We start from the raw sequence: 13,149 nt of genomic DNA, 5'->3' as shown, positions 1-13,149 counted from the left end.
TCATGGGCGTGCCGCAGCCAACCCGATTCCACCAGCAAGCCGAATTCAGGCAGGAAACCTCATGACCGACGCGTTCGAACTCCCCAGCACCCTGGTCCAAGCCCTCCAGCACCGCGCGGCCCTGACGCCGGATCGGCTGGCCTTGCGCTTTCTCGCCGAAACCGAGGAGCAGGCTGTGGTGCTCAGTTACCGCGAACTCGATCAGCGCGCCCGGACCATCGCTGCTGCGTTGCAGGCCGAGGCTGGACTCGGTGATCGCGCGGTGCTGCTGTTCCCGAGTGGCCCGGATTACGTCGCGGCGTTCTTCGGTTGCCTGTACGCGGGCGTGATTGCGGTGCCGGCCTATCCGCCGGAATCGGCCAAACGTCACCATCAAGAGCGTCTGCTGTCGATCATCGCCGACGCCGAACCGCGCCTGTTGCTGACCAGCGCCGACCTTCGCGACGCCTTGCAGCAAATCGAAGGCGCGCCGCCGCTGCTGTGCGTCGACACCCTCGACGGTGCACTGGCGGAACACTGGGTTGAACCGGACCTGCCGCAAGACCACATCGCCTTCCTGCAATACACCTCCGGTTCGACGGCACTGCCCAAAGGCGTGCAGGTCAGCCACGGCAACCTGGTGGCCAATGAGCTGTTGATCCGTCACGGCTTCGGCATCGACGTGAACCCGGACGACGTGATCGTCAGCTGGCTGCCGCTGTACCACGACATGGGTCTGATCGGTGGCCTGCTGCAACCGATCTTCAGCGGCGTGCCGTGCATCCTGATGTCGCCGGCGTACTTCCTCGGCCGACCATTGCGCTGGCTCGAAGCGATCAGCCAATACGGCGGCACCATTAGCGGCGGACCGGATTTTGCGTATCGACTGTGCAGCGAGCGGGTCAGCGAGTCAGCGCTCGAGCGTCTCGACCTGAGCCGCTGGCGCGTCGCCTATTCCGGCTCCGAGCCGATCCGTCTCGACACCCTCGATCGTTTCGCCGAAAAATTCACCGCCTGCGGTTTCAGCGAAAGCAGCTTCATGGCGTCCTACGGCCTGGCGGAAGCGACCTTGTTCGTCGCCGGCACGCCGCGCGGCACCGGCATTCCGGCGCTACGTGTGGACGATCAAGCACTGGCCCAGAACCGTGCCGAAGCGGGCGAGGGCAGTCCGATCATGAGTTGCGGCATCAGTCAGCCCGATCATGCGGTGCTGATCGTCGAGCCGGGCAGCCTCGAAGAACTGGCCGACAACGCCGTCGGCGAAGTCTGGGCAACAGGCCCGAGCATCGCCCACGGCTACTGGCGCAATCCCGAGGCGACTGCCAAGACTTTCGTCCGGCACGCCGGCCAGACCTGGCTGCGTACCGGTGACCTGGGCTTCATCCGCGACGGCGAACTGTTCATCACCGGTCGCCTGAAAGACATGCTGATCGTGCGCGGTCACAACCTCTATCCGCAGGACATCGAGAAAACAGTCGAGAACGAAGTGGAGGTTGTGCGCAAGGGTCGCGTTGCTGCATTCGCGGTCAATCAGAATGGTGAAGAAGGCATCGGCATCGCGGCGGAAATCAGCCGCAGCGTGCAGAAGATTCTGCCGCCCGAAGCGCTGATCAAAGCCATCCGCCAGGCTGTGGCCGAGGCTTATCAGGAAGCACCGAGCGTGGTGGTGCTGCTCAATCCGGGAGCGCTGCCGAAGACTTCCAGCGGCAAGTTGCAACGTTCGGCCTGCCGTAATCGCCTGGCTGACGGCAGCCTCGATAGCTACGCGGTGTTCCCGATGACTACGGCTGAAACCGCTCAGGATTCGACCGCGTCCGCCTCCGAACTGGAAGCGCTGATTGGCAAGATCTGGGCCGACCAGCTCAACGTCAAACAGGTCAACGCCGACGATCACTTCTTCCTGCTCGGCGGCAACTCGATTGCCGCCGCCCAAGTGATTGCCAAGGTGCGCGAAGAACTGAGCCTCGAGCTGAACCTGCGTCTGCTGTTCGAAGCGCCGACCCTGTCCGCGTTCGCCGCCGCCGTGGCGCAACAGCAACAGGACGGCGGCAGCGCTCAGGGCGAAATCACCGCGTTGTCGCGCACCGAAGCACTGCCGCAATCCCTGGCGCAAAACCGTCTGTGGATCACCTGGCAACTCGACCCACAAAGCAGCGCCTACAACATTCCCGGCGCCCTGCGCCTGCGTGGCGAACTGGACGAAGAAGCCCTGCGCGCCAGTTTCCAGCAACTGATCGAGCGCCACGAATCCCTGCGCACACGTTTCTTCGAACGCGATGGCGTGGCCCTGCAACAGGTCGAAGCGGCGGGTGAATTCAACCTGCAACTGATCGACATCAGCGACCTGCCGGCCAGCGAACGTGAAGCCCGCGCACAACAGATCCGCGAAGACGAAGCGCGCACCCAGTTCGATCTGGAGAAAGGCCCGTTGCTGTGGGTGACGCTGGTTCGCCTCGACGACGAAGATCACCAACTGCTGGTGACGATGCACCACATCATCGCCGACGGCTGGTCGCTGAACGTATTGATCGACGAGTTCTCGCGCCTGTACGCCGCCGCTTCCCAAGGCCTGCGCGCCGAGCTCGCGCCACTGCCCACCCAATACGCCGACTACGGCAGCTGGCAGCGCCAGTGGCTGGCGCAGGGCGAGGGTGAACGGCAACTGGCGTACTGGAAAGCGCAGTTGGGTGATGAGCATCCGACGCTGGAACTGGCGACCGACCATCCGCGTTCGACCAAGCAAAAACACAGCGCTGCACGCCATAGCGTTCGCCTGGGGATCAGCCTCAGCGACGCCATCCGCCAGACCGCTCAAGCCCATCAATCCACGCCGTTCATGTTGTTGCTCTCGGCGTTGCAGAGTCTGTTGCATCGCTACAGCGGCCAGCGTGACATCCGCATCGGTGTACCCAACGCCAACCGTCCGCGTCTGGAAACCCAGGGCCTGATCGGCTTCTTCATCAACACCCAGGTGCTGCGCGCCGACGTCGATTCGCGTCTGCCGTTCACCGAGTTGCTGGCGCAAACCCGTCAGGCTGCGCTCGGTGCCCAGGCGAATCAGGACCTGCCGTTCGAGCAACTGCTCGAAGCCTTCCCTCAGGCCCGCGAACAAGGTCTGTTCCAGGTCATGTTCAACCACCAGCAACGCGATCTGAGTGCGCTCAAGCGTCTGCCGGGCCTGCTCGCCGAAGAACTGCCGTGGCACAGCCGCGAGGCCAAGTTCGATCTGCAACTGCACAGCGAAGAAGACCGCAATGGTCGCCTGACGCTGTCGTTCGACTACGCCGATGAGTTGTTCGACGCTGCGACCATTGAGCGTCTGGCCGAACATTTCAGCAACTTGCTGCGTGCTGTCTGCGAACGTCCGGAGCAAACCATCGGTGACCTGCCGCTGCTGACCGCCACCGAGCGCTCTCAGCAAAACACGTGGAGCGTCGCCCCGTGCACCCCGGCGCAACGATGGCTGCCGGAACTGCTGAATGAACAAGCACGACAGACGCCTGATCGCACCGCGCTGGTGTGGGACGGCGGCAGCCTCGACTTCGCTGAACTGCACGCCCAGGCCAACCGTCTCGCCCATTACCTGCGTGACAAAGGCGTCGGCCCGGACGTGTGCGTGGCCATCGCCGCCGAGCGTTCGCCGCAACTGCTGATCGGCCTGCTGGCGATCATCAAGGCCGGCGGCGCCTACGTGCCGCTGGACCCGGATTACCCGGCCGATCGTCTGGCCTACATGCTCAGCGACAGCGGCGTCGAACTGCTGCTGACCCAGACTGCATTGCTCGACCGCTTGCCGGCCAGCGAAGGCGTCAGCGTGATCGCCATGGACACCCTGCACCTGGAAAACTGGCCTAGCCAGGCACCGGGCCTGCACCTGCACGGCGACAACCTCGCCTACGTGATTTACACCTCCGGTTCCACCGGCCAGCCGAAAGGCGTGGGCAACACTCATGCGGCATTGGCCGAACGTCTGCAATGGATGCAGAACACCTATGGCCTGAACGGCACCGACGTGCTGATGCAAAAGGCGCCGATCAGTTTCGACGTGTCGGTGTGGGAGTGCTTCTGGCCGCTGATCACTGGTGCACGTCTGCTGATCGCCGGCCCTGGTGAACACCGTGATCCGCATCGCATCGCGCAGCTTGTTCAAGAATATGGCGTGACCACGCTGCACTTCGTGCCGCCGCTGCTTGCGCTGTTTATCGACGAGCCTTTGAGCGCCGAGTGCACCAGCCTGCGTCGCGTGTTCTCCGGCGGTGAAGCGCTGCCGGCGGAACTGCGCAACCGCGTGCTGGCGCAACTGCCGGCGGTGCAACTGCACAATCGTTATGGCCCGACTGAAACCGCGATCAACGTCACCCACTGGCATTGCAGCGTGGCCGATGGCGAGCGTTCGCCGATTGGCCGTCCGCTGGGCAACGTGGTCTGCCGCGTGCTCGACAGCGATCTCAATCCCGTGCCAGCCGGTGTGCCGGGTGAGCTGTGCATCAGCGGCATCGGACTGGCCCGTGGTTACCTCGGCCGCCCGGCGCTGACCGCCGAACGTTTTGTGGTCGATCCGCTGGGCGAGCAGGGTGCGCGTCTGTACCGCACCGGTGACCGCGCGCGCTGGAACCACGATGGCGTGATCGAATACCTCGGCCGTCTCGATCAGCAGGTCAAACTGCGCGGCTTCCGCGTCGAGCCGGAAGAGATCGAAGCGCGTCTGCTGGCTCAGGACGGCGTCGCTCAGGCCGCCGTTCTGGTGCGCGAAACCGTCGCCGGCCCGCAACTGATCGGCTACTTCACTGCAACCGATGCCAGCGAAGATCAGGACGCGCAAACCGCTCGCCTGAAAACCGCACTGGCTGCCGAGCTGCCGGAATACATGGTCCCGGCACAACTGATGCGCCTCGACGCAATGCCCCTGAGCCCGAGCGGCAAACTCGACCGCCGCGCCTTGCCCGAACCGCAATGGCAAGTGCGCGAACACGTCGAACCGGTTTCCGAACTGGAACAACAGATCGCTGCCATCTGGCGCGAAGTGCTGGGCCTGAAACAGGTCGGCCTGCGCGACGACTTCTTCGCCCTGGGCGGTCACTCGCTGCTGGCCACGCAAATCATCTCCCGCACCCGTCAGGCATGCGACGTCGAGCTGCCGCTGCGTGCCTTGTTCGAACACAGCGAACTGGGTGATTTCGCCGAGCAGATCCGCCAGATCCAGGCCAGTGGCCGCACCAACAAACAGCCACCGATTGACAAGGTTGATCGCAGCCAACCGGTGCCGCTGTCCTATTCCCAGCAGCGCATGTGGTTCCTCTGGCAGATGGAGCCGGACAGCCCGGCGTACAACGTCGGCGGCATGGCGCGCCTGCGGGGCGTGCTGGATGTCGGGCGTTTCGAGTCGGCGCTGCAAGCATTGATCCTGCGTCATGAAACCCTGCGCACCACGTTCCCGAGCGTCGACGGTGTGGCCCGTCAGCAGGTGCATGCCGAGACCGGTGTGCGCATGGACTGGAAGGATTTCTCGAAATTCGCCGCCGATGTGCGCGAGCAGAAAGTCCAGCAACTGGCGGACGACGAAGCGCATCTGCCGTTCGATCTGGAGACCGGCCCGCTGCTGCGCGCCTGTCTGGTCAAGACCGGTGAGCAGGAGCATTACTTCGTCCTGACCCTGCATCACATCGTCACCGAAGGCTGGGCGATGGACATCTTCGCCCGGGAACTCAGCGCGCTGTACGAAGCGTTTGTCGATGATCGCGATTCACCGCTGGAACCGCTGCCGGTGCAGTACCTCGACTACAGCGTGTGGCAGCGCCACTGGCTGGAATCCGGCGAGCGTCAGCGTCAGCTCGACTACTGGACCGCGCAACTGGGCCGCGAACATCCGCTGCTGGAATTGCCGGGCGACCGTCCGCGTCCGCCGGTGCAAAGCCACCAGGGTGAACTGTTCCGTTTCGACCTGAGCGATGACCTTGCCGCACGGGTCCGGGCGTTCAACGCGCAGAACGGTCTGACCCTGTTCATGACCATGACCGCCGCACTCGCGACTCTGCTTTACCGCTACAGCGGCCAGACCGATCTGCGCATCGGTGCGCCGGTGGCCAACCGGATCCGTCCGGAAAGCGAAGGGCTGATCGGTGCGTTCCTCAACACCCAGGTGCTGCGTTGCCAGCTCGACGGCCAGATGTCGGTCGGCGAGTTGTTCGAGCAAGTGCGCCACACCGTGATCGAAGGCCAGTCCCATCAGGACCTGCCGTTCGATCATCTGGTTGAAGCCCTGCAGCCACCGCGCAGCGCCGCGTACAACCCGCTGTTCCAGGTGATGTGCAACGTGCAGCGCTGGGAGTTCCAGCAGAGCCGCACGCTCGCCGGCATGACCGTCGAGTATCTGGCCAACGATGCGCGGGCGACCAAGTTCGACCTCAACCTGGAAGTCACCGACCTCGACCATCGCCTCGGTTGCTGCCTGACTTACAGCACCGACCTGTTCGATGAGCCGACCATCGCGCGCATGGCCAAGCACTGGCGCAATCTGCTGGAAGCGTTGATCGCCGATCCGCAGCAACGCCTCAGCGAATTGCCGCTGCTCGACACCCCTGAGCAACAACAATTGCTCGACAGCCTCGGCGTCGAACCGGGCGAGCATCGTCTCGACCAGTGCATTCATCACCTGTTCGCCGAACAGGCACTGGCGCGCAAAGATGCGCCGGCCCTGACCTTCGCCGGGCAGACCCTGAGCTACGCCGAGCTCGACGCCCGCGCCAATCGTCTGGCCTGGGCCCTGCGCGAGCGCGGTGTCGGTCCGCAAGTGCGGGTCGGCCTGGCGCTGGAGCGTTCGCTGGAAATGGTCGTCGGCCTCCTGGCGATCCTCAAGGCCGGCGGCGCCTATGTGCCGCTGGACCCGGAGTACCCGCTCGATCGCCTGCATTACATGATCGAAGACAGCCGCGTCGGCCTGCTGCTCAGCGACCGCGCGATGTTCAAGGCTCTCGGTGAATTGCCGTCGAACGTAGCGCGCTGGTGCCTGGAAGACGACAGTGCGGCGCTGGCCGATTACCCGGCCACCGAACTTCCGTTCATCAGCCTGCCGCAGCATCAGGCGTACCTGATCTACACCTCGGGTTCCACCGGCAAGCCGAAAGGCGTGGTGGTGTCCCACGGTGAAATCGCCATGCACTGCCAGGCGGTGATCGAGCGCTTCGGCATGCGTCCGGACGACTGCGAACTGCACTTCTATTCGATCAACTTCGACGCCGCCACCGAGCGCCTGTTGGTGCCGCTGCTCAGCGGTGCGCAGGTGGTGCTGCGGGCGCAGGGGCAGTGGGACGCGGAAGAAATCTGCGGCCTGATCCGCGAACATCGGATCAATATTCTCGGTTTCACCCCGAGCTACGGCAGCCAGCTGGCGCAGTTCCTCGCCACGCAAAACGACATTCTGCCGGTGCGCATGATCATCACCGGTGGCGAAGCGTTGACCGGCGAACACCTGCAACGGATTCGCGCAGCGTTCAAGCCGAGCCTGTTCTTCAACGCCTATGGCCCGACCGAAACTGTGGTCATGCCGCTGGCCAGTCTTGCGCCGGAGGTGTTGGAAGAGGGCGCCGGCAGCGTGCCGATCGGCAGCGTGATCGGTGATCGCGTGGCCTACATCCTCGACGCCGATCTGGCGTTGGTGCCGCAAGGCGCGACCGGTGAGTTGTTCGTCGGCGGCGCCGGTCTGGCTCAGGGTTATCACGACCGTGCCGGCATCAGCGCCGAGCGTTTTGTCGCTGACCCGTTTGCCGCCGATGGCGGGCGCATGTACCGCACCGGCGACCTGGTGCGCCAGCGCGCCGATGGTCTGGTGGAATACCTCGGGCGGATCGACCATCAGGTGAAAATCCGTGGTTTCCGTATCGAACTGGGCGAGATCGAAACCCGCCTGCTCGACCACGATTCGATCCGCGAAACGGTGGTGCTGGCGCTGGATGCGCCGAGCGGCAAGCAACTGGTCGGCTATCTCGTGACCGAGATCGCTTCGCGAAGCGAAGCCGAGCAAGCCGAACTGCGCGAAGCCCTCAAGGCGCACCTGAAGACGCAACTGCCGGATTACATGGTGCCGACCCATTTGATCCTGCTGGCGAGCATGCCGCTGACCGCCAACGGCAAGCTCGACCGTCGCGCGTTGCCGGCACCGGATCCGGAGCTCAATCGTCAGGATTACGTGGCGCCAAGCAACGAGCTGGAGCAGACCCTGGCGCAGATCTGGTGCGAAGTGCTCAACGTCGAGCAGGTCGGTCTGAACGACAACTTCTTCGAGCTGGGCGGCGACTCGATCCTGTCGATTCAAGTGGTCAGCCGGGCGCGTCAGCAAGGCATTCATTTCAGCCCGCGTGATCTGTTCCAGCACCAGACCGTGCAGACCCTGGCCGCTGTTGCCAGCCGCAGTGAAACCGTGACCGCTGAACAAGGTCTGGTGTCCGGCGAGTCGCGTCTGACCCCGATCCAGCACTGGTTCTTCGACACGGAAATTCCCGAGCGTCAGCACTGGAACCAGGCATTGCTGCTGGAACCGACTGTTGTGCTTGAACCGCACCGTCTGGAGCAAGCACTGTTGGCGGTGATCGAGCAGCATGACGCCCTGCGTCTGCGCTTCACCGAGGCCAACGGCACATGGCAAGCAACCCATCAACCGGTCACCGATGCCGCCGTGCTGTGGCAGGTTCGCGTGCCGTCGATGGACAAGTGCGCTGCACTTTTCGCCGACGCCCAGCGCAGTCTCGACCTTGCCCAAGGCCCGTTGCTGCGTGCGGTGCTGGTGGATGGGCCGGACGCCCAGCAACGTTTGTTCATCGCGATTCATCACCTGGTGGTCGACGGTGTGTCGTGGCGCGTTCTGCTCGACGATCTGCAAACCGTGTATCGCCAGCTCGACGCCGATCAGTCGGTGAAACTGCCGGCAAAAACCAGTGCCTTCAAGGACTGGGCGGCACGCTTGCAGGCCTACGCCGGCAGCGAATCCCTGCGTGAAGAATTGAGCTGGTGGCAGGCGCAACTGGCTGGCCCGACTGCCGATTTGCCATGCGAACGTCCTGAGGGCGGTCACGAGAATCGTCACGCGCAAACCGTCAGCGTGCGTCTGGATGCAGAAAAAACCAAACAACTGCTGCAACAGGCACCGAGCGCCTATCGCACGCAGGTCAACGACCTGTTGCTGACGGCATTGGCCCGCGTGCTGTGCCGTTGGAGCGGCCAGCCATCGGCGCTGATTCAACTGGAAGGCCACGGCCGCGAAACCCTGTTCGACGAGATCGACCTGACCCGCACCGTTGGCTGGTTCACCAGCGCTTATCCGCTGCGGCTGACCCCGCACAACATCGAAGAAGCCGCCGGGCAGGGCGCTTCGATCAAGGCGATCAAGGAACAACTGCGTGCCGTTCCGCACAAAGGCCTGGGTTATGGCGTGCTGTGTTATCTGGCCGATGACGCCAGTCGCGCAAGCATGGCGGCATTGCCGAACGCGCCGATCACCTTCAACTACCTCGGCCAGTTCGACCAGAGCTTCGGCAGCGACGCGTTGTTCCGTCCGCTGGATGAATCGGTTGGCGCGGCCCACGATCCGCACGCACCGTTGCCGAACGAGTTGAGCGTCGACAGTCAGGTGTACGGCGGGGAACTGCTGCTGCGCTGGACCTTCAGCGCCGAACGCTACGACCCGCAGACCATCAACGAGCTGGCCGACGCCTACCTCGGCGAGTTGCAGAGCCTGATCGAACATTGCCTGCAGGACGACGCCGGTGGCCTGACGCCGTCGGACTTCCCGCTGGCGAAACTGACCCAGGCGCAACTCGACGCACTGCCGGTGCCGGCGGCGCACATCGAAGACGTGTACCCGCTGACGCCGATGCAGGAAGGCATGCTGCTGCATACCTTGCTCGAACCGGGTACCGGTCTGTACTACATGCAGGATCGCTACCGCATCAATAGCGAACTTGATCCCGAGCGCTTCGCCCAGGCGTGGCAGGCTGTGGTCGCCCGTCATGAAGCGTTGCGTGCGTCGTTCTGCTGGAACGTCGGCGAAGACATGCTGCAGGTGATCCACACCCCGGGTCGCACGCCGATCGAGTACCTGGACTGGAGCGCCATCGCCGACGCCGAGCAGGAGCCGAAACTGCAAGCGCTGCTCAAGGCCGAGCGCGAGGCCGGGTTCGATCTGCTCAATCAGGCACCGTTCCACCTGCGCCTGATCAAGGTCGGCGCGGCGCGTTACTGGTTCATGATGAGCAACCACCACATCCTGATCGATGCCTGGTGCCGCTCGCTGCTGATGAACGATTTCTTCGAGATCTACACCGCCCTTGGCGAAGGTCGCGAAGCGCAATTGGCAGTGCCGCCGCGCTACCGCGATTACATCGGCTGGCTGCAACGTCAGAGTCTGGCCGAAGCGCGTCAGTGGTGGCAGCAGAACCTGCAAGGGTTCGAGCGCACCACGCCGATCCCGAGCGACCGGCCGTTCCTGCGTGAACACGCCGGCGAAAGCGGCGGCATGATCGTCGGCGACCGCTACACCCGACTCAATGTCGAGGACGGCGCCCGTCTGCGTGAGCTGGCTCAGGCTCATCAACTGACTATCAACACCTTCGCCCAGGCAGCGTGGGCGCTGGTGCTGCGCCGCCTGAGCGGTGATCGCGACGTGTTGTTCGGCGTGACCGTGGCCGGGCGCCCGGTGGAAATGCCGGAGATGCAACGCACCGTCGGCCTGTTCATCAACAGCATCGCGCTGCGGGTGCAGATCCCGGCGGACGATCAGCGTGCCAGCGTGCGTCAGTGGCTGAGCGGTCTGCTCGACAGCAACATGCAACTGCGCGAGTACGAATACCTGCCGCTGGTGAACATCCAGGAACAAAGCGAACTGCCGAAAGGCCAGCCGCTGTTCGACAGCCTGTTCGTGTTCGAAAACGCCCCGGTGGAAGTCTCGGTGCTGGACCGTGCGCAGAGCCTCAACGCGACGTCGGATTCGGGCCGTACCCATACCAACTTCCCGCTGACTGCTGTTTGCTACCCCGGCGACGACCTCGGTCTGCACCTGTCCTATGACCAGCGTTATTTCGACGAGTCAACCATCGAACGCATGCTCGGTGAGTTCAAGCGTCTGCTGCTGGCATTGGTCGACGGCTTCCATGGCGACATGGCTGACTTGCCGCTGCTGGGCCATGAGGAACAGGATTTCCTGCTCCACGGTTGCAACCAGAGTGAGCACGACTATCCGCTGGAGCAGAGCTACGTCGAACTGTTCGAAGCGCAGGTCGCGGCGCATCCGCAACGTATTGCCGCCAGTTGCCTCGATCAGCAGTTGAGCTATGTCGAGCTGAACCAGACCGCCAACCGTCTCGGCCACGCGCTGGTTGCTGCGGGTGTGCAGATGGATCAACCGGTGGCGCTGCTGGGCGAGCGCAATCTGGATCTGTTGGGCATGATCATCGGCAGCTTCAAGGCCGGTGCCGGCTACCTGCCGCTGGATCCGGGGCTGCCGAGTCAGCGTCTGCAGCGCATCATCGAACTCAGCCGCACGCCGGTGCTGGTGTGCACCGAGGCTTGCCGAGAGCAGGCGAAAACCTTGCTGGATGAATTCAGCTGCGCCAACCGCCCACGCCTGCTGGTGTGGGAAGAGGTTCAGGCGGGCGCGGTGTCGTCGGCGAATCCGGGCATCTTCAGTGGGCCGGACAACCTGGCCTACGTGATCTACACCTCGGGCTCCACCGGGTTGCCGAAAGGCGTGATGGTCGAGCAGCGCGGCATGCTCAACAACCAGTTGAGCAAGGTTCCGTACCTGAACCTGAGCGACGCCGATGTGATCGCCCAGACCGCTTCGCAAAGTTTCGACATTTCGGTCTGGCAGTTCCTCGCCGCGCCGCTGTTCGGGGCGCGGGTGGACATCGTGCCGAACACCATCGCCCACGATCCGCAGGGTTTGCTGGTGCATGTTCAGCAGCAGGGCATCACCGTGCTGGAAAGCGTGCCGTCACTGATTCAGGGCGTGCTCGCTTCGGATCGCCTGAGCCTCGACGGTTTGCGCTGGATGCTGCCGACCGGTGAAGCGATGCCGCCGGAGCTGGCACACCAATGGTTGCTGCGTTATCCGGAGATCGGTCTGGTCAACGCCTATGGTCCGGCGGAGTGCTCGGATGACGTGGCGTTCTTCCGCGTCGATATGGCCTCGACTCGCGGCAGTTACCTGCCAATCGGTACGCCGACCGACAACAACTTGCTGTACCTGCTCGATGGCGCGCTGGATCTGGTGCCGCTGGGTGCGGTGGGCGAGTTGTGCGTGGCGGGCACCGGTGTCGGTCGCGGTTATGTCAGCGATCCGCTGCGCACCGCGCCGGTGTTCGTACCGAACCCGTTCGGTGCGCCGGGCGAGCGTCTGTATCGCACCGGTGACCTGGCGCGCCGCCGCAGTGACGGCGTGCTGGAATACGTCGGCCGGGTCGACCATCAGGTGAAGATTCGCGGTTACCGGATCGAGCTGGGTGAAATCGAGGCGCGTCTGCACGAACAACCGGAAGTCCGCGATGGCGCGGTCGGCGTGCAGGAAGGCGTCAATGGCAAGCATCTGGTCGGCTACCTGGTCGCCGCAGATTCCGCACTGAATCCGAGCGAACGGCTGGAACGAGTCAAGCAGCGCCTGCGCGCCGAACTGCCGGAATACATGGTGCCGCTGCACTGGTTGTGGCTCGACCGGTTGCCGCTCAACGCCAACGGCAAACTGGACCGCAAGGCCCTGCCGGCGCTGGAGATCGGCCAGTTGCAGAGCCAGGATTACCTGGCGCCGCGCAGCGAACTGGAGCAAACCCTGGCCGATATCTGGGCCGAGGTGCTGAAGGTCGAGAAAGTCGGCGTACGCGACAACTTCTTCGAACTCGGCGGCCACTCGCTGCTTGCCACACAGATCGCCTCGCGGGTGCAGAAAGCCCTGCAACGGGATGTGCCGCTACGGGCGATGTTCGAATGCAGCACGGTGGAGGAACTGGCCGAATACATTGAAGGGCTGGCGGCCAGTGACATTACCGAGGAGAAGGTGGATCGGTTGAATGATCTGATGGCGGAGCTGGAGGGTTTGTAGTCTTCAGCGCTGCGTGTTCAACACCATTCAACCTGTACATTCGCGTACATTTCCAGGGTTGACGATCGAGAACCGGCAGCTCAGTC

General features: G+C 63.7%; 1 protein-coding gene. It reads left to right on the top strand.

Annotated features, from left to right (window positions below; genetic code table 11):
* Positions 1–61: 61 nt before the first annotated feature.
* The gene (locus CAG02_RS17875; RefSeq protein WP_085710714.1) at positions 62–13,063 is read left to right on the top strand and encodes a non-ribosomal peptide synthetase; all 13,002 of its coding nucleotides are present in this window, start codon (positions 62–64) and stop codon (positions 13,061–13,063) included.
* Positions 13,064–13,149: the final 86 nt, after the last annotated feature.

This window comes from Pseudomonas sp. R43(2017) (assembly GCF_002112345.1).
Classification (GTDB): domain Bacteria; phylum Pseudomonadota; class Gammaproteobacteria; order Pseudomonadales; family Pseudomonadaceae; genus Aquipseudomonas; species Aquipseudomonas kribbensis.
Note: the sequence above shows the minus strand (reverse complement) of the source record. Positions and strands in the feature narration are given on the sequence as shown.

What these genes read in the sequence shown, in the direction of transcription:
- CAG02_RS17875 (WP_085710714.1), top strand. Translation starts at nt 62, where the DNA reads ATGACCGACGCGTTCGAACTCCCCAGCACCCTGGTCCAAGCCCTCCAG.